The organism is Chryseobacterium culicis, from assembly GCF_900108365.1.
Lineage (GTDB): Bacteria > Bacteroidota > Bacteroidia > Flavobacteriales > Weeksellaceae > Chryseobacterium > Chryseobacterium culicis.
The window spans coordinates 792,324-819,278 of the sequence record NZ_FNWQ01000001.1 but is presented as its reverse complement, the minus strand read 5'-3'; the positions used below and the strand labels follow the sequence as shown (position 1 = coordinate 819,278).

Here is a 26,955-nt window from a genome sequence, read left to right as displayed (position 1 = left end):
TAACAAAAGAAACCATCATTTTATTGTCCTATTCTCAATCAGACATTCATTTTCAGTTCTTCCACTTGGGCTAATGATGTTTGTATAGATACCCGAGCACTATAATCATAAGGTTAACGACGATCATCATCATTAAAACACGACCGTATTTTCTTTTTTTATCAATAAAGCTCAGCCCTAGGGTAAAAAAGAATAACAGTAAGGTATAGACGGCAGGATACATTTGAAAAGCTTCCGAAAACTTTCCTTCAAACACCAGTACGACAGCCCGCTGAGCACCACAGCCCAGGCATTCTACTCCCAGATATTTCTTACTGGGACAGGTAAGCATGAAGTCATCAATATCCATTTCTGCGTTCTGTAAAGGATTTATTTAAGAAGAGATTTTGGCTCTGGTATACTGATGGGGAAAAAAGCAGTCTTCTTTCATTTCAAAAGACCCCTGAACAGCAATATAAGGATTTCTCAGGATCTCTCTTGCCACAAAAATGAGATCTGCATCTCCTTTCTGAAGGATTTCCTCAGCCTGCCCTACTTTGGTAATTAATCCTACAGCTCCGGTTTTCACTTCAGCTTCATTTCTCACCTGTGATGACAGAGGCACCTGGTAACCTTCAAAAACAGGGATTTTTGCTCCATGAATATTTCCGCCGCTGGATACATCTACAAGATCTACAGCATGTTCCTTTAAAATTTTTGCCAGCTCTACACTGCTTTCGATATCCCAGCCGTTCTCTGCGTATTCTGTTCCTGAAATTCTTACAAAAAGCGCTGTGTTTTCATTCAGCTCTTCATTAACAGCATCTACAATTTCGAGAAGAAATCTGATTCTGTTTTCGAAACTTCCTCCATATTCATCTGTTCTGATGTTGGAAAGCGGTGATAAAAACTGATGGATCAGATATCCGTGCGCTCCATGAATTTCAATAACATCAAAGCCTGCTTTTACAGCTCTTGCTGCTGCTTTTTTAAAATTCTGCACCTGCTCTTTTACCTCATCTGCAGTAAGTGTATGTGGAATTCTTTCTGTGGGATGATACGGAATAGGGCTCGGCGCAACAGTTTCCCAGCCTTCTTCCAGAGAAATCTGCAGGTTGTTCCAGGTTGAACCTTTTCTTCCTGCATGAGCCAGCTGGATCCCGATTTTACTTTCTGAGTTTTTATGCACAAATTCTACTATTCTTTGTAATTTTTCTGCCTGCTCATCATTCCAGATTCCCATGCAGTGATTGGTAATTCTTCCTTTAGGCTCTACTCCGGTAGCTTCTACGATCAATAATCCTGTACCGCCCTGCGATCTGCTTCCATAGTGCACAAAATGGAAGTCATTAGCTTCTCCGTTTTCACATGAATACATACACATAGGTGACATTACCCATCTGTTTTTCAACTCTACATTTCTGAATTTTATTGGTGTGTATAACATTTTACTGTTTTAAAAAATTGAACTTTTCACCGGAAGAATAAAATATTGTCCACTTCATTAAAAAGAACTAATTTTACCCCCCTTTTTTAGTGTACAATATATGAAAAAAGATATACAGATCAGTTACGAATATTTTAAAAATAGCAGTGAGCTGAGCGATATAGAAAAACAATTATTTGAAAGAGCCAAGGAGGCTCGTGAGAATGCCTATGCGCCTTATTCTCAGTTTTTGGTAGGGTGTTCCGTGTTATTGGAAAACGGAGAAATCTACTCCGGGAACAACCAGGAAAATGCAGCTTATCCATCCGGGCTCTGTGCAGAAAGAACAACTGTTTTTTGGGTGGCAGCCAATTTTCCGGATCTGAAAATAGAAAAAATCTTCGTTGTTGGCGGTCCTAAGGAGTTTCACGAGAAAAATCCGCCAATTCCGCCTTGCGGAGCCTGCCGCCAGAGCTTAATGGAGTACGAAACCAAACAGAATGAAAATATTGACCTGTATTTCTCAAGTATGAATGAGGAGGTTGTAAAAGTGCATGCGGTGAAAGATCTGCTTCCTTTTTATTTTGATTCTACGTTTTTGTAACGATAAGCGGGAAGGCGATTGAGATTTTTCCTCTGTGCAGGAGACGAAAAGTGCTGGTAAAAAAGCTTTACATTTCAGCACAAAAAAAGCTGTTTCAGTTTACGAAACAGCTTTTTTATTATTCTTCAGATTCTACATCGTCCTCATCATCTTCGTATTGCTCCAGATAATAGCTAAAGCTAAATTCTTCCACTTCTTCTTCAGCATCTTCCAGGGTGGTCAGCAGATCTTCAAAAATCTCAAGCTGATCTACCGTCATGTTGACGAATTCTAAATGCAGCGGCATTTCCAGACCACCGGTGACGGTATCAAAAAGGGCATCAAGATTATCACCAAAATGCTCAGGAAGCTGAATTTTTTCCCTAAGCTGGGCGTAAAAATCTTCATAGTCACCTATGTCTGTAAAATCTATATATACTGTCTTCATATTGAACTAAATTTCCAATTTTTATTAATTAAAAAGGTTTTGCATTTTTTGCAGAAACCGGTTTCTTCATTTGTAGGATTTTTTCCTTCCGCATCTCTCATAAAGCACATTTTTTCAGGGCAGTGTGGCAGCCCCTGTGTGTGGCCCAGCTCATGAATGGCTATCTTGAAAAACTGCTCGTCCCGGTTTTCTCTGCTCAGCCTGAAGTTCGAAGCTACACAGGCTTTCCCGGGTGTATACCCTAATCCCATGATTCCGAAATCTTTGATTTTTCCTCTGGTAGCACTGATATCTTTTGTAGTGAGGCCTATGGTAACAAATCCTTCTTTTGTTTCCTTACTTAAAAATTTAATGATTGAATCAGCTCTGTAGCGGTTTCTCTCTTTATAATAAGTATTCGCCGGAAAGTCTATGGCGTCCAGAACTTTTACATTCGGGTATACCTTTTTTATACCTTCGGTTACTTTGGCTACCGTGTCCTCGTTAATATCTTTAAATGGCTGTATAAGTATTGTTACGCAAGGTTTTTCCGTTTTTTTCTTTACGGCATTTTTCTTTTCCGAACATGAAAAGATCAGAAGTAAAACACTTAAAAGATAAAGAAATCTACTATTTTCAAAATTACGATTTATACTCATTATAATGCAAATTATACATTTTGTCATTGCGAGGAGCTGTGCGACGAAGCAATCTCAGGAAACATCCATACTATTTTCAATGTCATCTGTAACATCTTTCCAATCAGGATTTATACTATTGATTAAATCCGGTTTCTAGACGTTACTGTTTTTCAAAGCTTTTATAATGGTTTTTAGTAAGGTATACATCTCCCTTACGGGTATAGATAATACGGTCAGCATTTCTTCCGCCGCAATGGTAGTTTACATCTGCTTCAAAATATTTTTCTCCATCCGGCAAACGGCCTTCCCTGTTTCCGAATTTATCTCCGCCAATAGCTTTTCCGGGAAGTACCTCACAGAGATTTCCTCTGGAAGGATCCCAGCCCTGCTTTCTTGCTTCATTTTTAGTGATATAATATTCCGGAAGCTGATGATTTTTCTTAACATAGTTTATCACCGTTTTTTCTTCGGTAAGCTGATCTATGGAAACCTGATCCGATAGATTTCCGGTATGAGCGCCCTGATCCGAAGAAGTACTGCCGTAGCTCACGTTTTCAGTTGTTAAAGAACCTGACTGATGTTTCTTTTTTTCAATAAAGTTTTTGTAGATATACATGGTCCCCATGCCGAAAAGAAGTCCCAGGCATATAAAAAATACAGATCTTATTTTACCGTTCATTATAACTTTGTATTAATGTAAGAATTTACCCATATAACCTTGTAACAATAAGAAAACATACAATACTGACAAACCGTTACAGGGTTAAACAGGTTCTTTCACGCTATTTATTTACTTCTCCATTCTTCCGGAATATCACAAACCGGAATAGGATCCATTTTATGTTTTGCTGCTTTATGCATTCTGTCAAAGATCAGGAATACTTCTTTATCTCTCCCTTCATAATCTTCGGCAGTTTTGGTTCCGTATTCTTTCTGGATTTTTTCCAGTTCCGGATAAGTAGCTCCAATCTGCTGTTCATCTGTTCTGTCCACATCCCAAAGACCGTCAGTAGGAATTGCTTCCTGAATGCTTTTGATCAGATTAAGCCCTTGGGCAAGCTCATACACTTCTGTTTTGTAAAGATCTGCAATAGGAGAAACATCTACGCCGCCATCTCCGTATTTTGTATAGAAACCAATCCCGAAATCCTCCACTTTATTACCTGTTCCGCAAACCAGAAGTCCGTTCAGCTGTCCGTAATAGTACAGGGTAAGCATTCTCAGACGGGATCTTGTGTTGGCAAAAGCCAGCTTTTCGTTAGGATACAGGTCATCTTTTACATCAAAGGTTTTGTACAGTTCCTCAAAAGCAGGGGTTAGATCTACTGACATGGTTTCTACGTTAGGAAATCTGGATTTAAGGTCATTCATATGATCCTGTGCACGGTCTACCTGATCGGCTTTCTGGCGGATCGGCATTTCTATGAGTAACGTTTTGAGCCCTGTCATTGCTGCCAATGTGGAAACTACTCCGGAATCCACCCCTCCGGAAACTCCGATTACGTAACCGTTTACTCTTGCTTTTGTCGCATAATCTTTTAACCAGCTTACGATATGATCTATCACTTTTTGTGTCTGCATCGTTTATTTTTTTTAGTCTATTCCAAATTCGTGAGGGTATTTCACCACTCCTTTTTTATTTTTTAATCCGTCTTTTACCAATTCTACAGCCATTCCGTTTTCTTCAGGAATATCAAATGGAAAAGAAATTCCAAAATTACTTGTTTTTTTGTAACCAAAGCGCGGATAATATTTTTCATGCCCAATTAATATCACAGATTCATATCCCAGTCCTTTTGCGATATGATGTCCCTCAAGAATCAGTTTTGCTCCGATTCCCTGATTCTGAAATTCGGGTTTTACGGAAACAGGAGCCAAAGCCAGGGAATCAAATGATTCTTTTTCATTGGTAATTTCAATTTTTGTGAAAAGAATATGTCCTGCAATTGTACCGTTCTCATCTTCTGCTACCAATGATAACTGCGGGATAAAGGCATCCGAACCCCTTAGTTTTTCAACCAAAAACTGTTCCTGATGATCGCTGTATTCTATTTCCCTGAAAGCTTCTTCTGTGAGCTGAAATACCTCCTGATAGTCTTTTTTATCTTCCTGTCTTATCGTAATCATTTTCTATGATAATTTTCACGTTTCAGTTCGTACCAGAAGCAGATTCCGTCCGGTTCTTCAAACTCACCGGTTTTCTCAAATCCTAATTTTCTTAAAATATGATTGGAGGCATCATGTTCAGAGTGGGCATAAGCATAAATAACTTCTGCATTCAGCTCATTAAAGCCATAATCCAGAGACGCTAATCCGGATTCTACTGCGTATCCTTTTCCCCATGATTCCGGGAGAAAACGGTATCCCAGTTCCAATACATTTTTATAGCCATTGGTTTCATGGGTTAACAATTTTAAGCCGCTCCAGCCGATCAGAAGCCCGCTTTCTTTCTCTACAACCCCCAGTCTTCCCACTCCGTTTTCCTCATACTGCTTCTGAATCATTCTGATGACATTTTTTGATTCATTGATGTCCGTTAAAACCGGCACACCAATATATTTCATCACTTCCGGGTCAGAATCCATAAGGAACATGCGTTCTACATCCTGTTCTTCAAGCTTTCTTAAAATAAGTCGTTCTGTTTCTATTTTCATAAAGATGAGTTTTAATCTTCTGTACCAAAAATTGTGACCTCTGTCTTTGTTCCATTTTTGATATCTGTTTCTTTTATTGTATTCCCTGTTATATTCAACGTTTGCAATGCCGGATTCCTGGATATATCAATTTTTTGCAGTTTATTATGTTCCAGATTCAGCTTTCTTAATCTTTTCAACTGATTCAGGTCAATTGTTTTTAATTGATTTAAAGATAATGTTAATTGCTCAATTTTCGGAAGTCCTTCCAGTGAAATACTTTGCAGCAGGTTATGATCCAGGTATAATGAGGTTAGATTTTTAAGATTTTCTGCTTTGAATGATGAAATTTTACACCCCGTACACGAAAACAGTTCCAGAAGATCCAGATTGCTGATCTTTATAGCAGAAATCACATTATCATCAAGCACAATCATTTTTACATTTTTAAAAAATCGGAGGTCTTCTGCAGAGGTAATTCCTTTCTGAACCAGGAACAGGTTCGATATCATTCCGGCTTCCTGAAATTCAAGGATTCCGTTTTTATTCTGATCGAAATTTTCCAGTACTGCTTTTTCAAAGTTTTTATCTTTAAATTCAAGCTTTTGTCCGTAGAAAAACGAAAATCCTGAAATAAGGAAAAGGGTGGTAAATATTTTAATTTTCATCATGAATTGTGTATTAAATCCTTATTTTTGTAAACTTAAATTCCATGTAAAAATAATGAAGATTTTTAGATATATTGCGCTTTCTTCTGTTTTGGCTGCGGGGCTTGTTTCCTGCAAAAAAGAACCTGAAAATCAGTGGAAGGTAGAAGTAAAACAAACTGCTGAGAAAGTAGATATTACAGATATTTCCAAAGAATTTTACAATCCCAATATTCCTCTGGATCAGTTTAAAGCTCAATTTCCATGGTTTCAGGGAAGTGTTTCTGATGCTGATTTCGGAAAAAGAAGAGCGGATGCCGAAGAGATCAACATCTACAGGGAAGCTATCGGAAAAATAGATCAGACAAAGCTTCAAGCAGAGCTTCAAAGCTTATTTTCACATATAAAATATTACTTTCCAAAATTTAAAAGTCCAAAGGTATATCTGTTCTCATCAGCTTTACAGATGGTTCAGGATCCCATATTTTATGATGAAAAAGGGAATCTGCTATTTATCGATGTGACCGGTTTTATGGGAGACGGAAATGCCCATTATAAAGGATTGGAACTGTATTTCCAGAAGTCCATGAATCCTCAGAATATTGTTCCGAAAGTATCTCGGCTTTTTGCTGAAAATATTGTAACAGAATCTCCAGATCACCAGAAATTCATAGACCAGATTATTCTGAACGGAAAAGTAATGATTCTTCAGGATGCTTTTCTTCCGGATCTTCCTGATTACCTGAAAATGAACTATACTCAGAAGCAGTACGAATGGGCAGCGAGCAATGAGGCCAATATCTGGAATTATTTTGTAGAAAGCAATCTGATTTTCGGAGATGACCCAAGACTGGGAGAACGTTTTATTTCGCCGGGTCCATTTTCAAAATTTTATACCGAAATTGATAATGAATCTTCCCCTCAAATCGGAATTTTTACTGGCTGGCAGATTTGTAAAGCCTATCTGAAGGAAAAACCAGAAACGAAGCTAACGGATTTCCTTAAAATGGATGCCACCACAATTTTTAATCAATCCGGTTATAAACCGAAACTTAAATAATAGAAAAATTAGAATTTAGAAAAATAGAACAATGAGAAAGACTCAGATTACCATAGATGTAGAGCTTGATGAAAATCACGTACCGGAAAATATTACATGGAACGCTCAGGATGGGGGTATTGAAAAACAAGATACCAAGGCAACGATGATTTCTGTTTGGGATGATAAAACCAGAGAAGCATTAAGAATAGATCTTTGGACGAAAGAAATGCCTGTAGACCAGATGAAAATGTTCATCCATCAGATTTTAATATCTTTAGGAAATACCTACCAGAGAGCAACAGGTGAAGAGGATGTAGCACAGTGGATGGAAGAAATTGCAGAAGAATTCGCTGTAAAATCTGCTATTAAATAAAAAAAACAATTGCGGTAAGCTGCAGGCACTAAGCGGTAAGCTTTTTGTATTCAGCTAGAGCAAATTTTAATACAAAATAACTGGTATTAGACAATTCGTTTATTGTTTACTGCTAAAGTTTAAAAGCAAAAAATTATGAATTTTAATACAAAAGTAATTCACGGAGGGCAGCACCATGAGTCTGCAACAGGTTCTGTAAATGTACCTGTATTTTTAACCTCTACGTTTGCGCAGAAAAGCCCGGGTGTACATTCCGGATACGAATATTCCAGAGCTGCCAACCCTACAAGACAGGCATTGGAAGATTCCTTGGCCAGTATTGAAAACGGAGCGAGAGGCTTGGCATTCGGTTCCGGTCTTGCGGCTATCGACTGTGTTTTGAAACTATTAAACCCTGGTGATGAAGTGATTGCTGTAGATGATCTTTATGGAGGTACTTACAGAATGTTTACCAGACTTTTCGAAAAATATCAGCTGAAGTTTACATTCGTAAATTTTGATGATGTTTCTAAAATTGCCGATGTCATTACTGATAAAACAAAGCTGATCTGGGTAGAGACCCCTACTAACCCATTGATGAAACTGGTAGACATTAAAGCAGTAGTGGACATCGCAAAAGGAAAAGATATTTTAGTGGCCGTAGACAATACTTTTGCCACGCCTTATATCCAGAGACCCATTGATTTGGGAGCTGATATCGTGATGCACTCTGCCACAAAATATTTAGGAGGACACTCTGATGTAATTGCAGGAGCACTTATTGCCAAAGATGCAGAATTGGGAGAAAAGCTTCACTTTATTCAGTTTGCTAGTGGTGGTATTTTAGGTCCTCATGATTCTTATCTGGTATTGAGAGGAATCAAAACACTGGCACTAAGAATGCAGAGACACTCTGACAATGGTCTGGCAGTAGCAAAATACCTGGAGACTCATCCGGCTGTAGATCAAGTCATTTATCCTGGTCTGGAATCTCACCCGCAGTATGAGCTGGCAAAATCTCAGATGAGAGAAGCCGGAGGAATGGTTTCATTTACATTCAAATCAGGAAAAAAAGAAGATGCCATTAAATTCTTAGAAAAAGTGAGAGTATTCACGCTTGCGGAATCTTTGGGAGGTGTAGAATCTTTAGCAAACCACCCTGCTCTCATGACACACGCGTCCATTCCTGCAGAAAAACGTGCTGAACTGGGCATTACCGATGACCTTGTCCGCTTAAGCGTTGGTATTGAAGATGCTGAAGATCTTATTGCAGATTTAGAGAAAGCATTTTCTTAATAAAAACACCATAAAATGAGAAGGATGGTACCATCTTTCTCATTTTAGTATAACACCGCTAATACTATGAAAAATACAAGAAAAGCAATTCTTTCCGACCTACCACAACTTGCGGAATTATTTGATCAGTACAGAGTATTTTATCACAAAACAACCGATATTCCCGCTGCCACCAATTTTCTTCAGGAAAGACTGGAAAATAAAGATTCTGAAATTTTTGTTGCGGAAGAAAATGGTGCATTGACCGGCTTTGTGCAATTATACCCCATATTTTCATCTACACGGATGCAGCGCTATTGGCTTCTGAATGATCTCTATGTAAATAAAGATCATAGAGGAAAAGGCTACTCGAAAGAACTGATTGAAAAAGCAAAAGAACTTTGCCGTTCATCAAAAGCATGTGGTATTCTTTTGGAAACAGGAAAAAATAATGATATAGGAAATCAGCTTTACCCCTCTTGCGGCTTTGAACGCTATGATTCTGTTAATTTTTACGAATGGACAAACCTCGAGCAATAAACGACTGATATATAATATTTTATAATCCATATCCCAACACCTGAAGATCCAAAACCCACATCCCAATTACTCCTTAAAACAAAAAATGATATGACCGAATTTCAAAAATACATTCAAAGATATTTAGATATGATTCCGGCAGGAAACTGGTTAGATGAACTCCAAATATCAGCAGATAAAACCACAGGAATTTATTCCAACCTCACCGAAGAACAATCTCATTTCGCTTATGCAGAAGGAAAATGGACTTTAAAAGAACTTCTACTCCACCTTTCCGATACAGAAAGAGTTTTCCAGTACAGAATATTGGCATTCGCAAGAGGAGAGAAAAACAACCTTCCCGGATTTGACGAAAATGAATACGCAGAACGATCATTTGCCAATGAAAGAACTTTGGATTCCCTTTTGGAAGAATACAAACTGGTAAGAAAATCTTCTCAGATTCTATTAGAAACACTTCATCCTTCCGCTTTACAGAATAAAGGTACAGCCAATGGCCATGAAATTACGGTAGAAACCATCGGAAAACTGATCGTAGGACACAATTACCACCACCTGAATATCATTGAGGAAAGGTATTTATCGAAACTGGGATGGATGTAGAATACTCAATGGAATTTTGATTTATTATAAGTTTTGGCTAAAGCCGAAGAATCTATTTTCTTATTAAATGGGCTAAAGCCCATTTCTATTGAATAACATAGTTTCTCTAATAATTCGCTGAATCATATTTAATTATACCACAAAAAACATCAATAGGAACGGGCTTTAGCCCGTTCTCATATTATGCTAATTCCATTGGCTTTAGCCGAAATTTATAATTCCGTGGATTTTGGTTGAAACCATAGGATTGATATTTATTGTTTAAATGTGCTAAAACCCATTGCTATTGAATAACATAACTTCTTTAATAATTCGCTGAATCATATTTAATTATACCACAAAAAACATCAATAGGAACGGGCTTTAGCCCGTTCTCATATTATGCTAATTCCATTGGCTTTAGCCGAAATTTATAATTCCGTGGATTTTGGTTGAAACCATAGGATTGATATTTATTGTTTAAATGTGCTAAAACCCATTGCTATTGAATAACATAACCTTTCTAATAATTCGCTGAATCATATTTAGTTATACCACAAAAAACATCATAGGAACGGGCTTTAGCCCGTTTTCACATTATATATCTCCTTCAATTGGCTTTAGCCGAAATTTATAATTTCGTAGATTTTGGTTGAAACCATAGGATTGATATTTATTGGTTAAATGTGCTAAAGCCCATTGCTATTGAATAACATAACCTTTCTAATAATTCGCTGAATCATATTTAGTTATACCACAAAAAACATCAATACGAGCGGGTAATTATCCTGAGCATAGTCGAAGGGAGCCCGTTTTCACATTATACATCTCCTTCCATTGGCTTTAGCCAAAACTTATTAAATAAATAGTATTTTTGATAAAACAACACAAATGGCTTTTATCAAAATCTACATTCATCTTGTCTTCTCTACAAGAAATAGAGATCCTTTTCTCAATACATTTGACATACGTCTCAAAGTCTGGAAACATATTAAAGAATATGCTACAGAAAAAGGAATATTTTTAGATATGATTAATGGATATTCAGATCATTGTCATTGTCTTATTTCTCTCGGCTCTGATCAGAATATTGAAAAAGTTGTACAACTGTTAAAAGGTGAATCTTCACATTGGATCAATAAAAATCAACTTACAATAGGAAAATTCTCATGGCAGGATGAATATTTTGCTGTGTCAGTTTCTGAATCGATGGTAGAGAATGTAAGAAATTATATTAAAAATCAGGAAAAACACCATCAGAAAAAAAGTTTTGGAGAGGAGTATAAGGAATTTATTGAAAGATATAATTTTAAAATGTAGGTAGGTTTTGGCTAAAGCCAAAGGATTGGTCTCCATTGTTACATGGGCTAAAGCCCATTTCTATTGAATAGAATAACATCTCTAATAATCTGTAAAATCGTATTTTAATTCTATTAGACAATAACCTATAGAATCATACACCATCAAAATATCAATAGGAACGGGCTAAAGCCCGTTTTTAAATTGTGCACCTTCAACTGGCTTTACTAAAACCTGTCATCATAAACAGATTTACATTCCAATTTTTTGCCTAAAATTCATAGATTCTCTACCTTTATCCCCTCTTTGAATTCACTTACAATTATGGAACATATTATTGAAATATTAAAATCCGGCGGAACGATTCTTTACCCTACCGATACGATCTGGGGAATTGGCTGTGATGCAACCAATATTGAAGCAGTCAATAAAATTTTTGACATCAAAAAGCGCGAAAAAAACAAATCCATGATCATCCTGGTGGAATCTGAAAAAAGACTTCAGGATCTGGTGGATGTTCCCGAGATGGCCTGGGAAATTATTGATCTCAGTGAAAAACCGGTAACCATTGTTTATGAAAATCCAAGAGGCCTGCCTAAGGAACTTCTTGCGGAAGACGGAAGCATCGGAATCCGACTGGTGAAAAATGATTTCTGTAAAAAACTGATCACAAAACTGAACAAACCTTTGGTATCAACTTCTGCCAACTTCAGTGGTGAGAAAAGTCCGCTGAAATTTTCTGATATTTCTGAAGAAATGATCAGCCTTGTCGATTATGCTGTGGAAGAAGACAGAGACAAGGTTTCAAAATATTCCGGTTCTTCGGTCATCAAAATATGGAATGACAACAGAATAAAAGTGCTTCGGGAATAAAAATTCTGAGTCTGTATATTTATTTTTTAGAGTCTTGCCCGTTCATATCGGCAGGATTTCTTTTTTTAGTTCTATCTTTGCAAACTCAACTCATAAACTATTTGCTATGGATCATCAGGAATTTGCTCACATGTGGGTTCAAGCGTGGAACGCTCATGATTTGGAAGAAATTCTCTCCCACTATTCGGATGATATTGAAATCACAACGCCTATGATTACTTTGGCCACAGGTGGTAAGGAAAGCTCTTTACAAGGAAAAGAAGCGGTTCGTGAATACTGGAGAAAAGCATTGGATAAGTTTCCGGATCTTCATTTTGATCTTATTCATTCTACAGCTGGAGTAGATTCAGTAGCATTATTTTATAAGTCGATTATCGATAAACACGCTGTTGAAGTTATGTTTTTTAATGAAGACGGAAAAATCAGCAAAATGTATGCTCATTATGATTAATGAATAACATACGTAGAAATTGTCACTATTATTAGCAATGAAAATTAATCTTAATCAAAATAAGAATTTAAAACTTTTTAAAATCATTTCTGAAGCAGCAGAAAGGAATAACCAGTCCGTGTATATTGTGGGCGGTTATGTACGAGACCTTCTGATGAACAGAAAAGCGTCTACAGATATAGACTTTGTAACGGAACAAAGCGGTATTGAGCTTGCTCAAAATGTAGCTCAGGAGATAGATCCTAAATTAAAGGTTTCCGTATTCAAAACATATGGAACTGCCATGATCAAGTATAAAGAGCTTGAGCTTGAGTTTGTAGGAGCAAGAAAGGAAAGCTACACAGAAAACAGCCGGAAGCCGGAAGTAGAAGGCGGAAGCCTGGAAGATGATCAGAAAAGAAGAGATTTCACCATTAATGCAATGGCAATTTCTTTAAATAAAGAGAGCTTCGGAGAACTGATTGATCCTTTTAACGGGATTGATGATCTTAAAAATGGAATTTTAAGGACACCGTTAGAACCTGCTCAGACGTATTCTGATGATCCTTTGAGGATGATGAGAGCAGTACGTTTTGCTTCCACTTTAAACTTTAATATTGAGGAAGACTCTCTGAAAGCCATTCAGCAGGAGGCAGAAAGAATCAGGATAGTTTCTATGGAAAGAATAATGGTAGAATTCAATAAAATTATGCTTTCTGAGAAACCTTCGGTCGGATTAAAGCTCATGGAACAAACCGGTCTTATGAAGCTGGTTATTCCGGAACTCATTGAGCTGAAAGGTGTAGAAGAAGTAGAGGGACAAACGCATAAGGATAACTTTTACCATACTTTAGAAGTAGTGGATAATATTTCAGTGAATACCGATAATCTCTGGCTTCGCTGGGCTGCCCTGCTTCACGACATTGGAAAAGCCCCTACAAAAAAGTTTGTGGAAGGAACAGGATGGACGTTTCACGGACATGAATTTCTGGGCTCAAAAATGGTAAAAACTCTTTTCCAGAGATTGAAACTGCCTTTGGGAACTGACATGAAGTATGTGCAGAAAATGGTGAAGCTTTCCTCAAGGCCTATTGCTTTGATTACTGATGACGCTTCTGATTCTGCATTAAGAAGGCTTTTATTTGATGCGGGAGAAAATCTTGAAGACCTTTTTACGCTTTGTAAAGCAGATATTACTACTAAAAATTCGAAGAAGCAGGAGAAATTCAAGAAAAACTTTGAATACGTAGCAATAAAAATAAAGGAAGTGGAAGAAAAAGATCAGGTAAGAAACTTCCAGCCGCCCATCACCGGTGAAGAAATTATGGAAATGTTTCATCTTAAGCCAGGCCGTGAAATTGGTATTCTGAAAGAGAAAGTAAAAGAAGCCATTCTGGAGGGCGAAATTCCTAATGAAAAAGAAGAAGCCACCAGGTTTGTTATTGCTGAAGCTGAGAAACTGGGATTAACCATCTGATTTAACAGATAAATAATAAAATACAAAAGCCCGGCGGGATGTTCCATCCCGCCGGGCTTTTGTATATCCACCTATAAAACAAAGCCGGCCGGCTTCAAAAGAAACCGACCGGAAAAAAACACAAATGATGAAAAAATAAAAAATTATATTTTTACGGGTTCAGGACAGTTCCGTTAGCACCAAGGCCTCCTGTTTTAAGAGTTACCATTTTGCTTCCCGTAGTTGCTGAATAGATGATCATTTCGCTTTCTGCTTTAAATTGTTTAACATCTGATGCAAAAATTCTTCCATCAATAACGTTAAATCCGTAAAGCGTAAAATAAAGTCCGCCATCTTCTGCTGTTAACAGTGGAGTTGTCGGAATTGCCGGTGCAGCCAAGCTTGTTGTATACACTTTATTGGCAGAGCTGAAGTAGATTTTATCGTTATCAATCTGAAGGTTTGTAGCATTTGGAATTCCTGTAAGCGTAATTACCGGCGTTACTGCTCCCGTGCTTGAAATTTTATAGATATAAGAATCTGCAGCTGTTGAAGAAATGGTATAAACGTTGGATTTATATGAAACAGTGTTTCCAATCTGTCCGTTTGGAACGTTAATTTCAGTTTTACTGTCGTTAGAAGTATTGATATAAGTAATCTTATTTCCATATCCTGATGATGCATTCTGTACGAAAATATTTCCTCCTGCTTCCACTATTTTGTCAGAAACATCAGTCATGCTGATTTTGCTTACAAATGAATAGTCAGAAGCTTTATATTTCGTTACACTTTGAGTGTGTGCTGTGAAATTGGTATTCGAAACGTAGATAAAGTCGTTGGTAAAAGTAATTCCTCTTGGATTATCAATCTGATCCGTAATAACTGCTAATTTTTTGAATGTATAACGGTCTACTACTACAATTTTGTTTGAGTTATTTAAGACAAGATAAGCCTTATTTCCGTTAAGACCAATTGTCTGAAGAACGTCACCCAGGATTTCTTTATTGTTGTTATATCCATACACATCATCCTGCTTCATGCTTAAATCTCTTGTCAGGAATGTTACTTTAGCTCCCTGACTGTTGAAGTTCCCTTCATTAGAGATAAAATACCCGTTCTGATAAGTGATTGGAGAGATCTCCACTTCCGTAGAATCACTTGTACATGAAGAAATGTTAAACAATAACACGACTGCAAATAATACAGTTAAAAGTTTAGTTATTTTCATATCTATTCAATTTTAATTTTTAAAAATGTATTGTAGCATACACACTATAATTTCTTTTCGGTAAAGGATAAAAAGAAACTGTTTTATAGTAAGTATCCGTCAGATTATTCACTTTAAACCCTAAGGTATATTTTTTTGCTAACGTTGCAGAGGCCCCCATATTTAAAAGAAAATAAGGATCTATAGCCTCTGATCTCTTTTCATCGCTTGTGGTATAGGTAACCCCGTTCAGGAGTGCCTGTGCAAAGAATCTGAAGAAACCATATTCATAATCCAGATTGGCATTTCCTCTGTGCATGGGAACATATGGCCTTTGGAGCCCGGTTTCTTTGTCAATAGATTTTGCATAATAATATCCTGCATTTGCATAGATCTTATGTTTGCCCAGCTGTTTGCTGAAAGAGAGCTGAGATTCCAGTCCGTAAGACTCAGATTTATTAATATTGTATGCCTGCCAGTAGCCTAAAGCAGTGGGAAGCCATACAATAAGGTCCGTTATATTCATGTAGTAAGGAGACAAAGTAAGTCTGAAATCTCCTGCTTTGAACTCATTTGTCATATCCACCTGGGTAGATGTTTCCGGTCTCAGATCTTTATTTCCTCCCGGTTCATAATAGATATCATTAAAGGAGGGAAATCTGAAGTTCTTGGATACATTTACACTTACATCATACCATTTTGCAGCCCTCCATTTTCCGGAGAAAGAGTACATCAGCGGTGATTTCACATCTTCTACAAAATCTTTCTTGAATCCCCCCTCAAAACGCAGGTCTTTTGTGGCAAAATACCTCAACAATCCTGATATTGAACCAACATTTCTGCTGACATTGGAAATTCCACTCTGATAACCTTCTCCTTTATTGACCTGAAATTCTCCGATGACATTAAAATTCCATTTTGAATTCAGGAAGTAATTAAAATCGTTTTTAAAGATATAATTTTTCCCTGTTCCTCCGCTTGATTTTGGCTGGTTTAAAGAACCAAAGTACTGAAAATTCTCTTCAGTATAGGCTGCTTTAAGGGAATTGCTGAACTTCGCTCTGTTCCAGTCCCAGGAAAGCAGACTTCTTACACTCTGCGTTTTATATTTCGTTTTTGTACCCGTTTCCTCGTACACGGGATAATGCTGTGAAGAATCAAAAAACTGGCTCTGCCAGGAAATTTTATGATCATTCGTTACTTTGTAGGATGCACCTACGTTGAATGTTGTGTTGTAATAATTTCCGTTTCTGTTGATGTAATTCAGATCGCTTACCTCATAGTTATTTTCACTTACAGAATAATTTCCGGAAGCTTTAAAACTCAGCTTATCATTACTGTACGAACCCTTTACAAAATTATTATAGGTATTAAAAGAAGCGACTTCTGAAAATAATGAGCCCTGGAATCCTTTATTAAAATCAAGAGTATTATTTAAATGAATACTTCCCCCGATAGCACCACTTCCGTAGATTACACTTCCTCCGCCGGCTTTTATTCCGATCTGATCGTACCCGAACAAGGCAATATTGTTGATATCTCCCTGACCTAAAAAATTAGAGTTGATATTAATTCCGTTCCACACAAAAGCAGTCTGCTGCGCGGTAGTTCCTCTGAAAGACGGGGAAGAAACAGCACCACGTCCATTTTCTTTGATAAAAACCTGTGACTGAAATCTTAGAAGTTCTGAGAGATTACTGGAATTCTTCTCGGCATCTTCTGCCGTAATTGTTTTTATAGGATGAAAAAGCTTCACCCTGTTCATCTGATTGTCGAAGACATAAACAGTATCTATGGCTTTCTCCTGTCCAAAAAGAAAGCAGCCATAAGACGAAAAAAGCAGTACTAAAGATCTTTTTATATCCATACTTTTTTACTTTTCCTCCGAAAGCAATATGTTTTTTAATTACAATCCTGGCAGGTCTCCTGACTTTCGCATTCTGCACCTTCCCGTTTTTAAACAGTGGCTTTTTGCAGAAACTTTTATTGCGATTTACAGTTGCGGGGACAGTCCGGGATTTACACCCGATTCCCTTTTCATTCCAAAACACTGGAAACCAAAATTTTTGCAAAGATAGTTTTTTATATGTATCTGCCAAAAATTGGACTTATGTTAAAAAAAGCGGTCTGTTGGTCAGAGTAAGTAAAAAAGAACAGCCGCTTTCAATATTGAAAACGGCCATTCATCCCACTACTTTTACTATTTATATGTTTATTTTTTTATGAATTTATAAGCTTGCTTTTCTCCTTTCACCCAGTATTGTAAAATATAATCTCCTTTTGGCAAGGATGAAACATCCATCTGCCCTTCTACAGTATTGAATGTTTTCACCTTTTGCCCAACCATATTATATATTTCAACTCTTTCTATGTTACCTGCTCCTTTATAATAAAGCCTATCAGTTACCGGATTAGGGTAAATACCAATAGTGTCTTTGCCCTGAACAGTATCTTTCACTGACAAAAACGATGAAATATCCAGGTAAAATGCAATCATCTGGCCTGACGCATTCATTCCTGTTCCGGCAATTTTCTTTCCGTCCTGAGAAATCGCTAATGGAAGTCCCATCGTTACTCCATTGGTGGCAATTCCCAGTGATGCGGCATAATCATTCAGATTGACTCTCCCCGTGGAAGAGTTCCAGATAAAGCCTTCCCCAGAAATGGGTGGCGCTCCGAATGCTCTGTAATATCCAATTACTGTTTTCCCGTCAGCAGAAATTCCCGTTGCACCTCCTTTAAAGGTGAATGAAGCATTAGGATGGGTAATATACGTCAGCCCGCTTACAGCATTCCATACATATGGATTTGGATTTGCAGCTCCTATGATGGTACTTCCATCCGCAGAAATTCCGCCTGCTTCTCCTACATTATTACCGTTATTATCTGTAATAAAGCTTTCTACGCCATCCTGCCATTTTGCACCGCTTCTGGTACCTGTCGGCTCGTCCTGCCATCCTACAATCACTGTTCCTGCAGCATTAATTGCGTTGGCTCTGGAGCTTCGTCCGGGAACTATGCTTCCCAAATCTATCATTCCTCCGGCTTCGTCCCATTTTACCGCGTGTGCATTTGCGGCAGTGAGATAACCAAGACCTACAACTGTGCTTCCGTTAGTAGTCATTCCCCAGGTGGAGCTCACACTTCCATCCCATCCGGTGGGAACAAGTCCGCCTCTGTTGACCCAGGAGGAAGCTGCTACATCGTAAGTTGATATTTCATTGAACCCTGTTGCTGCATTGGTAATGGAAGACGAGATTTTGGTTCCGTCATTGGAAACCACTGTCCTTCCGGCAGCCGGATATCCATTGGATATTGCCCCTATCTGTACAAGTCCGTTGGCTGCATCCCACTTATAGATCGCTCCTGCGCTTGTATGCATACTTACTACTCCGTTATCCGAAACTGCACCTACATTATAATTCCCCAAACCTATTACAGTAAGCTGTGCCTCTGTATAGCTAAAATTCAGGAAAAAACAAGCGGCCAATATTTTCATTGACATTCTGTAAAAATTTTTCATATTTTATTATATTTAGCGATCCGAATTGGTGGAAACAATATTAAAACAATATTTACCCGATCAAAAGAAATGGGCTTTCATAATTCGTGAATTTTGAAAGAATTAAATTTCCAAAACATTAATAGCCAACAAGATACAAAACATCATTTTGAATATGGATTTTACCCGCATTATTCAAAAAAACACAGAAAACAAATTATTTACTCATCAATTAATTCACAATAGCAGAAGATTCCTGCTGTTTATTTTGATTTTCAGTGCTCATTTGATGAATGGGCAGTCCGGTCCGGACTTTACGATTTTGGCAGATAAAGCCTTTCTTAAACTCTATCAGAATTCTGACGAATGCATCAGCTATACTCAGGGAATTCTCGTTAGTGATCAGAATACCGAACATAAAATGGTACTTCAGAACATCATTTCACAGGCACTGGCAATGAAGGGCGATTATGTACAGTCTGTAAATATTTTCGCTCAGCATGAAGACGCTGATCCCAAAACCGGAATTTCTTATTTCATGCAGGTTTTCGGCGGCTATAATCTGGCTGATCAATACCAAAACTTAGGATTGTATAATCAGTCAAAAAAAATTATATCCCATCTTTTATCTGATCAGAGACTTCTTAAAAGCAATGATCCGGCTTTGCGAATCACCACAGCAAAACTGTACCAGCTTCAGGCTTTAAACTCAGGAATTAACAGAGATTATATCACGGCACTACAAAATCTGGATAAAAGCAACCGGTACCTTAGTGATCATAATGAAGAAAATGCCATTATAAAAATCGAGAACAGGACTTTCCGGTCTTCTTATCTGCTGAAACAAAACAAATTTTCTGACTATAAAATACTTATAAACCGGGTTATTTCAGATCTTGAATCCCAAAAAAACAAGCCTTTTCTGCTAGGATTGGCTTACGAAAACCTTTCCCAGTATTATTTTCTGAAACAGGATTATGAAGCTGCTATTGAAAAGCTGGAAACCGCGCTTGGCCTGATTGAAAACCTGCCTTTTAATAATTTAAAAATTAAAATCTACGAATCACTATCCAAAAATTACTACGCGGTTCATAATGATGAAAAATACAACCAATACAATAAACTTCATAATGATCTGAAAGCAAAAACCGATTTAAATTCAAAAGAGGGAATACGTTATCTTGTAAAACTTGTTGAAACCAATCAGAATAAAAATATTGAATTTCAAAACTATATGCATGTAAGATCTTTCTGGTATTTGATTCTCATTTTATCGGTAATTGTTCTGGGCCTGCTTACTTATTTTCTGATTATTAAAAGTAAGAATAGAGACTTAAAAAAGCAGTTTGACTTTTTTGAAAAGCAGATCAGCCAGAAACCTCAGCAGCTTATTGTAAACAAAACATCGGTAACAAAAGATCCCGGCTCAACAAAAATATCGAGAGAAAAAGAAGATGAAATTCTTCAAAAATTAGAAGAATTCGAAAAATCTGATGCCTACTTAAATAAAAATATGTCATTATCCCAGCTTTCCTCTCAACTGGAAATCAATACCAAATATCTTTCGGAAGTTATCAATAACAGGGAGAAAAACTTTAACGGATATATCAATAAACTCAGGATTAATCATATTGTGCAGCTATTAAGGGAAGATTCTGCTTTTCGTAATTATAAAGTGAGTTATCTCGCGGAATATTCGGGTTTCTCTTCGCACAGTGCCTTTACAACTGTTTTTAAATCTGTTACCGGAATGTCTCCCAATGCATATATTCAGGAAATCAGTAAAACCCAAACCGCATGAAGCTATTTCTAAAGATATTCTCCCTGTTCGTCTGTATTTTCACACAAGCACAAAAGACACCCGACAGTGTCTTAATGAAAAAAGCAAAACTTGAAATATATGACAATCCTGATAACACGATTAAAATAGGGGAACAGCTATTAAAAAATTCTCCGGATGTGAAGACCTCTGTTAATCTTTATATGCTTCTTTCCACGGCCAATATTGCGAAAAGGAACTTTGAAGAATCATTAAAATATATTCTGAAAGCGAAGGAACTGTCTCTGAAAACCAATGATCCGAAAAGCCAGGCAGGTGTATTTATTTCGGTGGCTATACAGTACCAGCAGATGGAACTTTTCAGCAAATGCCTTGAAACACTGATTGAGGCAGATCGGTATATTGCAAAAATTCCGGAGAAAAATCCAGAAAAATATACGGAAACTGCAGCAAGCTATGCCATACGAGGAATGGTGTATAAAAGCCAGTCTAATTCAGAAATTGCTTTGGAAAAATTTCTGATTTCCATACAGAATTATGAAAAGGTTCCGGTGAAGAAAACAACTTATTCCAATATGAGTGTGGTATATTACAATATCGGATATTGCTATCTTAATCTTCATCAGACTGACAAAGCGCAGGAGGCTTTTTTGCAGTCTGTAAACTATGCGCGAAAAAATTTTGCTAAAAGTCTGGAAGCATTCGCTTTGAAAGGACTTGCTGAAATTTACAAACAAAATCACGAAAATGAGTCTGCAGTCAACCTGTTATTAAAAGCTGAAAGCCTCTGCAAAAATACCGGAGATATAACCCTGAATGAAGGACTTTATAAGGAGTTAGCGGATAATTATCTTGCGCTGGGACAACAGAACCTATATCAGCAGTATAATAAGAAATACCTGGAAATGCGTTTCCAAATAAAGCAGAATGAGCTGAAATCTATTAACCATGTAATTGACAATCACAATAAGGAAACTGCTTTAAAAAGTAAAAAACTGAAATCTTACTATAGCAGCATTACCATTGGTTCTGTTGTGTTGGGGATCTTTTTTATTCTGATGCTTTTATATTCCATTGTAAAAGTCCGAAAGCAAAACAAAATGTTTCATAAAGAGATACAGCGGATGATAAGAAATTCATAGGCTAAGAAAAACAAAAAAAACATTCCGTAATGGAATGTTTTTTTTATGAGGTATCAGTTTCAACTTATTTACCAATAACTTCCGTAATAGGATTTCCTACGTTTCCACTCGGGAACTGTATTTTCAATAAAGAAGAGACTGTAGGCGCAATATCTGTCATGTGATATTCTTTGTTGCTTTCTCCCTGCTTCACTCCCCATCCCATAAAGATCAAAGGAATATGTGAGTCATAAGAATTCCACACACTGTGTGTGGTTCCTGTTTTAGAATAGGGCGGAAGCATAGAATCATGCGAAATTAACTGGATATCTCCACTTCTCTGCCTGTTGATCCCGTTGATAATTCTTTGTTTGATTGGCTCCGGAATACTTGACTCCTGAACTTTGTCTACAGAAACAGCATATAGAACTGTAGGATCTTTCTCAATTTCTTTTACGGCAAAGTTTCTTACATCATCTAATTCAAGCTTGTTGTCTGCCAATACTTTTCTGTCAAAATAAACCTGATAGTTATCTATTGCATTGACCAGTTTATCTGCTCCAAACCTCTCTTTCAGCTTCTGATTTAGATTCTTTTCTGCATCTTCCCCAAAGAACCCCGTAGGGATTTTATGTTCTTTAAGAAATCCTACAGAATGTGCTCCTCCGTGGTCAGCAGAAAGAAAGACGGTGTACTCTCCTTTTCCTACCTTGGAATCCAGATATTTAAAGAATTCTGCTAAATCCTGGTCTAATCTGATATACACATCTTCTACTTCAATAGAGTTCGGTCCGAATTTATGACCGGCATAATCTGTAGAGGCAAGATTGATCGCTAAAAAGTCTGTGATATTATCTCCACCGAGCTTTTCACCTTCTACAGAAGCTTCTGCCAACTTCAATGTCAAGGTATTTCCGAAAGGTGTGTAACGGATATTGTCTTTTTTAACCTGATAATCCTTTGCTAAGTTGCTGTAAGGAAATGTAGGTGTTTTTGCGCTTCCCAAAAGCCCTTCCCATGGAGAATTGTCTGGTGCGCTTTCTGTATATTCGTTGATTGGAAGTAATGTATTCCAACCGTTAGCGACTAATTTTTCAGGAAGATTCTGAGAATTGAATGATTTTACCCATTGAGGAAGATCATTCATGTACCATGTGCTGGTAATGAAATTTCCCGTGCTGTCATCAAACCAGAAAGCTCCGTTTGGCGTGTGTCCTGCAGGAAGAATAGAGGCACGGTCTTTCAAAGAAACGCCTACTACTTTTCCCTGGAAGTTGGTAGCCAGTCTCAATTCGTCAGTTACAGTTGTGGACCAAAGATTTTTCGGAGAGTGGCTTCCTGTTTTGGTATTGGTAGTTCCTACCGGCTGAACGCTTTCATCCGCAGTACAGTATACCCCTTTTCCTGTTTCTTTATCTGTCCAGTCATTTCCTGCAATTCCATGAATAGCCGGTACAGATCCCGTATAAATACAGGTATGTCCTAAAGCTGTAATCGTAGGAACGTAAGGGATATGTACATTGTTCAAAGAATATCCGGTATTCAAAAGTCTCTTGAAACCATCATTTCCATATTTACCATAAAAACGGTACAGATAGTCCCAGCGCATCTGGTCTACAACCAGCCCTACGACTAATTTGGGTCTTTCCAGTTGGGTATTTCTGTTCTTCTGTGCATTGATTGTAACTACGGACAATAAAGTAGCTGCCGCAATTGAAATGTTCCTAAGCATCCAAGTAAAATTTTTATTGACAACAAATTTAAGGGTTTTGAAAGTTTTGGAGTGTGAAATTTTATTTAATTTTGATTATTGTACAATTCATCAATCCACCCTTATGATTTTAGGCGTATACTGGTATTTCAAATTTCCTGATCAACTATATGACTATAAATTTTTCAAATTTTATCCGGGGTACGGCGGACATGCTGATAATCCTGCAGAACTGGTGGCAAGAGTGCAGGTAGAAAATCCCAGTGAACTAACTGTGAAGCTGAATGCGCTGAAAAGTCATTATAAAGAAACCTCTCTGCATTTGAATATCGGCGTAAATCAACAGATCATCAGCATTGGAGATTATATGCTTTTCGATTTTCATTTTCAGCTGGCATTAGAAATCGAAGAACTGCTGATTCGTGAAAATGCCATTGTAATAGATTCGAGTGCTCCTTTTACGAGCCAATCCAGCAGAACTTTTCTTCCGGAAAAGGAAAAATTCAAAAATATAGAACACCGCTTTATTCAGATGACAGGCTCTGACTTCAGGAAAAGCAATGCTGAAAATTATTCTGCCAGAATTGACTGTAACCTTGCTTTACAGTATAAAAAAGATTTGATTCAGGATTTGAAAAAGATCTGCAGGGAAGAAAACATCCATGTATTTTATTATAATGATTTTGATTGTAAAGATCATTGTAATCTGATGCTTTTTTTTGGCAATGGCAGACAGACAAAAGATTCCATTCAAACAATTGATATCAATGCCTTCGGAGCTAAAGTAAGGAAACTTACCCAGAATTATCCTCTGCATTTCGGGCACTTCGGAAGTTTTAAAGAATATCCTTTACATGGTCCGAATATAGAGCTGATGGTCGATGACGAATATATAATAAACAACAGGTAAAAACCTTTACATTAAATACTATGATCAAATTCAAATATGTCATTCTCTATGTGGAAGATGTAGAACAGTCTATGAATTTTTATAAAAATACTTTTGATACGGAAATAAAATTTATTACTCCGGAAAAAGATTATGGCGAATTACTGACGGGAGAAACCAGCCTTTCATTTGCTTCTGTAAATCTTGCAAATTCCAATATTAAAAACGGTTTTAAAACGGCAAAAACCGAGGACAAACCCTTCGGAATAGAACTGGCGTTTACTACAGACAATGTAGAAGCTCTGGTAGAAAAGGCTTTGCAAAACGGAGCTGTTCTTTATGAAGATATTGCAGTAAAACCATGGGGTCAAAAAACGGCTTATGTAAAAGATCCCAGTAATTATCTGATTGAAATCTGTACGGAAATTCAATAAACTTAGAAAATACCTCACATGGAAATAAGAAAATTGCAAAAACTTGAATCTGATCCCAGTGTAGACTGGGGGCATAATGGTTATACCACAGACAAAAGATATGTGGTTTCATCAATCGAGGCTGGAGGAGCTTTTGAATTTATTGTAAAGGAAAAGTCCTTACCTTACAGCAAGACCTGGGAAACAACTCCTGAAGAGCTGGAAGACCTTAATACCCTTATTGAGCAGGGAAATTCTTTCGGTGCTTATGAGAATGAAGAACTTGCAGGATGGATTATCTGTGAACACAGGATCTGGAACAACAGTTTTTATATTGAAAATATACTGATTGATGAAAAACACAGAAGAAAGGGAATAGGAATCATGCTGATTAAAAGTGCAGTTAAAGAAGCCAGAAGATTAAACTGCCGCGTTATTGAGCTGGAGACCCAGAACACCAACTACCCTGCCATCCAGTTTTACAGAAGAATGGGATTCAATATTACGGGAGTGAATACCAGACTGTACAATAACTCAGAAGAAACAGCCTTTTTTATGACTTTGGATATGGATTAAATTTGACCAGTTTATATGCTCTCAATGCGCCTTAATTAAATCACTTGCAGGTGTGCTATTTTTTCTATACATTAGTAATCAACAAATTAAAAAATGATTACTATGAAAAATGTAAAAAAATTAAGGAGAAATCAGCTTGTGCTGATCAGCGGTGGTGACACTCCGTACGCAGTATGTGATATGGATGGCAACTGCCCTCCCACTATAGGTTCTTACTATTGTAGTGATGGTACCTGTTATAGAGTCTCCGGAGGTGGCGGTGGCAATCCCGGATGTAACGAGCCCATGCGTCTGTGCCAGGAATGGGAAACGGGATGCGGATGCGTTTATATGTAAAATATATTTGTTAGATAAAATTTTGTTGAGGGCGGTTTTTACCGCTCTTTTTTGCAGCATAAATTTTGATAAAAAAAATAAGTCGTTATTACCGTAATAAATAACCCCTTACAATTGTTATCATAATATGAAAACAATTGCTTTCCTTTTATCATTTTTTGTCTCATTAACTATAGTTTCAGCTCAGAATAACACTTCCGAAAGTTTCTTTGAGACCTCAGATCATGTAAAAATAAGATATAAAGTTTCCGGACAGGGAGAAGCCTGCATCTATATACCCGGAGGCCCAGGTCAGGGGTACCCGTCTTTTGAACTGATGGGAGGAAATAACCTGGAAAAAAGCATGAAGATGATTTATATGGATCAGCGGGGTTCTGGCGGATCCGGAACTTCTGAAAACTATCATCTTGAAAAAATGATCCAGGATATTGAAGCGTTGAGGCAGCATCTCAGATTGAAAAAAATCTTCCTTTTAGCCCATTCTTTTGGCGGAATCATCGCGGTTAATTATGCTAAAAAATATCCTCAGCATACCAAAGGACTCATTCTTGCCAATGTCACGCTTCATTTCCTGAATGATGAATCTGTCAAAGAGCAGATAGAATATGGTAACAGTCTCTTACAGGTAAAAAACAGAGAAGTGCCTAAAGACAGCCTTTCTTCAGAACTTTCAAAAATAAGCAGTGCTTTAAGAAAGAAAAGAATCGGGTATAAATTCCTAACCGAAGATATCGAAACCATCAAAGAAATGGATAAAATAGATTCTCTCCATCCCCGCATCATCGACTTTGGAATGGCGGTTATTTCAAAACCTCAAGATTTCCAAGAATACTACACCGATTACGCTCCCATTACAAGAGATATTAAAATTCCGGTGCTTGTTATAACAGGAAAAAAAGATAAGGCAGTCGGAACCCGGCATTATAAAACCTTTCAGTTTCCCAATCAGCAAGTCGTTTCTATTGATGGCGGACATCTTTTGTATTATGAGAAAAATAAAGACTTTGTGAGCGCTGTAAGTCGGTTTGTGAATACAACGAAGTGATATTGTATTCAAAATTTTGTGATAATAAGTTTCGGCGCGGCCTCCGGCCGCGTCGAAAACATCAACCATCAAGCTTAAAAAATCATTGATTTTTCTTTATCAATCTTAATTCTCCGTTCTTTAATGGTTCAAAAGTTATCATTCAATATTGTTCAAAAAAACAACCCCGGCTGTTTCCTTGAAACAGCCG

30 protein-coding genes and 1 riboswitch are annotated in these 26,955 nt (G+C 37.3%); of the genes, 17 read left to right on the top strand and 13 right to left on the bottom strand.

Features of this window, described 5'->3' with window-relative positions; genetic code table 11:
• Positions 1-70 precede the first annotated feature (70 nt).
• Both BLW74_RS03675 and namA read right to left on the bottom strand, forming a co-directional pair.
• Entirely contained in the window at positions 71-331 is a 261-nt protein-coding gene (locus BLW74_RS03675; RefSeq protein ID WP_228424754.1) for a DUF2752 domain-containing protein, read from the bottom strand.
• A 42-nt stretch (positions 332-373) separates the two neighbouring features.
• The gene (namA, locus tag BLW74_RS03670; RefSeq protein ID WP_089690082.1) at positions 374-1,426 is read right to left on the bottom strand and encodes an NADPH dehydrogenase NamA; all 1,053 of its coding nucleotides are present in this window, start codon (positions 1,424-1,426) and stop codon (positions 374-376) included.
• Between the two features lie 100 nt (positions 1,427-1,526).
• Between namA and BLW74_RS03665 the strand changes: the two genes are divergently transcribed.
• Positions 1,527-2,009, top strand: a complete 483-nt coding sequence (locus BLW74_RS03665; RefSeq protein WP_089690081.1) for a cytidine deaminase — start codon at positions 1,527-1,529, stop codon at positions 2,007-2,009.
• 118 nt (positions 2,010-2,127) lie between these two features.
• Here BLW74_RS03665 and BLW74_RS03660 read toward each other — a convergent pair whose 3' ends face one another.
• The 7 genes from BLW74_RS03660 to BLW74_RS03630 form a co-directional block, all read right to left on the bottom strand.
• Positions 2,128-2,436: a barstar family protein gene (locus BLW74_RS03660; protein WP_089690080.1), complete on the bottom strand. Its 309-nt coding sequence runs from the start codon at positions 2,434-2,436 to the stop codon at positions 2,128-2,130.
• Complete coding sequence (locus BLW74_RS03655) at positions 2,433-3,074, bottom strand: hypothetical protein (RefSeq protein WP_089690079.1); 642 nt, start codon at positions 3,072-3,074, stop codon at positions 2,433-2,435. Before BLW74_RS03655 ends, BLW74_RS03660 begins: the two co-directional genes overlap by 4 nt.
• Before the next feature lie 142 nt (positions 3,075-3,216).
• Entirely contained in the window at positions 3,217-3,735 is a 519-nt protein-coding gene (locus tag BLW74_RS03650) for a ribonuclease domain-containing protein (RefSeq protein WP_228424752.1), read from the bottom strand.
• A gap of 107 nt (positions 3,736-3,842) precedes the next feature.
• Positions 3,843-4,637, bottom strand: coding sequence for an NAD(+) synthase (gene nadE / locus BLW74_RS03645; RefSeq protein ID WP_089690078.1), 795 nt, complete (start codon positions 4,635-4,637; stop codon positions 3,843-3,845).
• Positions 4,638-4,649: 12 nt separating this feature from the next.
• Positions 4,650-5,183 carry a GNAT family N-acetyltransferase gene (locus tag BLW74_RS03640; RefSeq protein ID WP_089690077.1) on the bottom strand — a complete coding sequence of 178 codons (534 nt, stop codon included), beginning with the start codon at positions 5,181-5,183 and terminating at the stop codon, positions 4,650-4,652.
• The gene (locus tag BLW74_RS03635) at positions 5,180-5,710 is read right to left on the bottom strand and encodes a GNAT family N-acetyltransferase (RefSeq protein ID WP_089690076.1); all 531 of its coding nucleotides are present in this window, start codon (positions 5,708-5,710) and stop codon (positions 5,180-5,182) included. Before BLW74_RS03635 ends, BLW74_RS03640 begins: the two co-directional genes overlap by 4 nt.
• A gap of 11 nt (positions 5,711-5,721) precedes the next feature.
• Positions 5,722-6,360: a leucine-rich repeat domain-containing protein gene (locus BLW74_RS03630; RefSeq protein ID WP_089690075.1), complete on the bottom strand. Its 639-nt coding sequence runs from the start codon at positions 6,358-6,360 to the stop codon at positions 5,722-5,724.
• A 52-nt stretch (positions 6,361-6,412) separates the two neighbouring features.
• Between BLW74_RS03630 and gldB the strand changes: the two genes are divergently transcribed.
• From gldB to BLW74_RS03585, 9 genes are all read left to right on the top strand, one after another.
• On the top strand, positions 6,413-7,396 hold the full coding sequence (gene gldB, locus BLW74_RS03625) for a gliding motility lipoprotein GldB (RefSeq protein WP_185116335.1): 984 nt from the start codon (positions 6,413-6,415) through the stop codon (positions 7,394-7,396).
• A 31-nt stretch (positions 7,397-7,427) separates the two neighbouring features.
• The gene (gldC, locus tag BLW74_RS03620; protein WP_002977443.1) at positions 7,428-7,751 is read left to right on the top strand and encodes a gliding motility protein GldC; all 324 of its coding nucleotides are present in this window, start codon (positions 7,428-7,430) and stop codon (positions 7,749-7,751) included.
• Between the two features lie 135 nt (positions 7,752-7,886).
• Complete coding sequence (locus BLW74_RS03615; RefSeq protein WP_089690073.1) at positions 7,887-9,026, top strand: cystathionine gamma-synthase; 1,140 nt, start codon at positions 7,887-7,889, stop codon at positions 9,024-9,026.
• A gap of 66 nt (positions 9,027-9,092) precedes the next feature.
• Entirely contained in the window at positions 9,093-9,545 is a 453-nt protein-coding gene (locus tag BLW74_RS03610) for a GNAT family N-acetyltransferase (RefSeq protein WP_089690072.1), read from the top strand.
• A 90-nt stretch (positions 9,546-9,635) separates the two neighbouring features.
• On the top strand, positions 9,636-10,148 hold the full coding sequence (locus BLW74_RS03605) for a DinB family protein (RefSeq protein WP_089690071.1): 513 nt from the start codon (positions 9,636-9,638) through the stop codon (positions 10,146-10,148).
• A gap of 870 nt (positions 10,149-11,018) precedes the next feature.
• Entirely contained in the window at positions 11,019-11,447 is a 429-nt protein-coding gene (gene tnpA / locus BLW74_RS03600) for an IS200/IS605 family transposase (protein ID WP_089690070.1), read from the top strand.
• Positions 11,448-11,750: 303 nt separating this feature from the next.
• Entirely contained in the window at positions 11,751-12,299 is a 549-nt protein-coding gene (locus BLW74_RS03595; protein WP_089690069.1) for an L-threonylcarbamoyladenylate synthase, read from the top strand.
• A gap of 106 nt (positions 12,300-12,405) precedes the next feature.
• Positions 12,406-12,750: a nuclear transport factor 2 family protein gene (locus tag BLW74_RS03590; RefSeq protein ID WP_089690068.1), complete on the top strand. Its 345-nt coding sequence runs from the start codon at positions 12,406-12,408 to the stop codon at positions 12,748-12,750.
• A gap of 37 nt (positions 12,751-12,787) precedes the next feature.
• On the top strand, positions 12,788-14,206 hold the full coding sequence (locus BLW74_RS03585) for a CCA tRNA nucleotidyltransferase (RefSeq protein WP_089690067.1): 1,419 nt from the start codon (positions 12,788-12,790) through the stop codon (positions 14,204-14,206).
• Between the two features lie 151 nt (positions 14,207-14,357).
• Here the strand turns inward: BLW74_RS03585 and BLW74_RS03580 are convergent, their stop codons facing one another.
• The 3 genes from BLW74_RS03580 to BLW74_RS03570 form a co-directional block, all read right to left on the bottom strand.
• A complete protein-coding gene (locus BLW74_RS03580; RefSeq protein ID WP_139265690.1) occupies positions 14,358-15,413 on the bottom strand; it encodes a YncE family protein in 1,056 nt (351 codons plus the stop codon).
• A gap of 19 nt (positions 15,414-15,432) precedes the next feature.
• Positions 15,433-17,259 (bottom strand): TonB-dependent receptor plug domain-containing protein, encoded by a 1,827-nt coding sequence (locus tag BLW74_RS03575; protein ID WP_089690065.1) that lies wholly within the window; start codon positions 17,257-17,259, stop codon positions 15,433-15,435.
• A 32-nt stretch (positions 17,260-17,291) separates the two neighbouring features.
• Positions 17,292-17,469: riboswitch (cobalamin riboswitch) on the bottom strand.
• Positions 17,470-17,604: 135 nt separating this feature from the next.
• Positions 17,605-18,915: a T9SS type A sorting domain-containing protein gene (locus tag BLW74_RS03570; RefSeq protein ID WP_089690064.1), complete on the bottom strand. Its 1,311-nt coding sequence runs from the start codon at positions 18,913-18,915 to the stop codon at positions 17,605-17,607.
• Positions 18,916-19,069: 154 nt separating this feature from the next.
• Between BLW74_RS03570 and BLW74_RS03565 the strand changes: the two genes are divergently transcribed.
• Positions 19,070-20,695, top strand: a complete 1,626-nt coding sequence (locus BLW74_RS03565; RefSeq protein WP_089690063.1) for a helix-turn-helix domain-containing protein — start codon at positions 19,070-19,072, stop codon at positions 20,693-20,695.
• The gene (locus tag BLW74_RS03560; protein WP_089690062.1) at positions 20,692-21,816 is read left to right on the top strand and encodes a tetratricopeptide repeat protein; all 1,125 of its coding nucleotides are present in this window, start codon (positions 20,692-20,694) and stop codon (positions 21,814-21,816) included. The genes BLW74_RS03565 and BLW74_RS03560 overlap by 4 nt, the downstream gene beginning before the upstream one ends.
• Before the next feature lie 64 nt (positions 21,817-21,880).
• On the opposite strand, the gene pafA is transcribed toward BLW74_RS03560, so the two are convergent.
• Positions 21,881-23,527 carry an alkaline phosphatase PafA gene (pafA, locus tag BLW74_RS03555; RefSeq protein ID WP_089690061.1) on the bottom strand — a complete coding sequence of 549 codons (1,647 nt, stop codon included), beginning with the start codon at positions 23,525-23,527 and terminating at the stop codon, positions 21,881-21,883.
• Between the two features lie 103 nt (positions 23,528-23,630).
• On the opposite strand from pafA, the gene BLW74_RS03550 reads away from it, so the two are divergent.
• The 5 genes from BLW74_RS03550 (at position 23,631) to BLW74_RS03530 (ending at position 26,765) form a co-directional block, all read left to right on the top strand.
• Complete coding sequence (locus BLW74_RS03550; RefSeq protein WP_089690060.1) at positions 23,631-24,416, top strand: hypothetical protein; 786 nt, start codon at positions 23,631-23,633, stop codon at positions 24,414-24,416.
• A 20-nt stretch (positions 24,417-24,436) separates the two neighbouring features.
• Positions 24,437-24,829 (top strand): VOC family protein, encoded by a 393-nt coding sequence (locus tag BLW74_RS03545; RefSeq protein WP_089690059.1) that lies wholly within the window; start codon positions 24,437-24,439, stop codon positions 24,827-24,829.
• 18 nt (positions 24,830-24,847) lie between these two features.
• Positions 24,848-25,384 (top strand): GNAT family N-acetyltransferase, encoded by a 537-nt coding sequence (locus BLW74_RS03540; protein WP_089690058.1) that lies wholly within the window; start codon positions 24,848-24,850, stop codon positions 25,382-25,384.
• 102 nt (positions 25,385-25,486) lie between these two features.
• Positions 25,487-25,720, top strand: coding sequence for a hypothetical protein (locus tag BLW74_RS03535; protein WP_089690661.1), 234 nt, complete (start codon positions 25,487-25,489; stop codon positions 25,718-25,720).
• Positions 25,721-25,847: 127 nt separating this feature from the next.
• Complete coding sequence (locus BLW74_RS03530; RefSeq protein ID WP_089690057.1) at positions 25,848-26,765, top strand: alpha/beta fold hydrolase; 918 nt, start codon at positions 25,848-25,850, stop codon at positions 26,763-26,765.
• Positions 26,766-26,955: the final 190 nt, after the last annotated feature.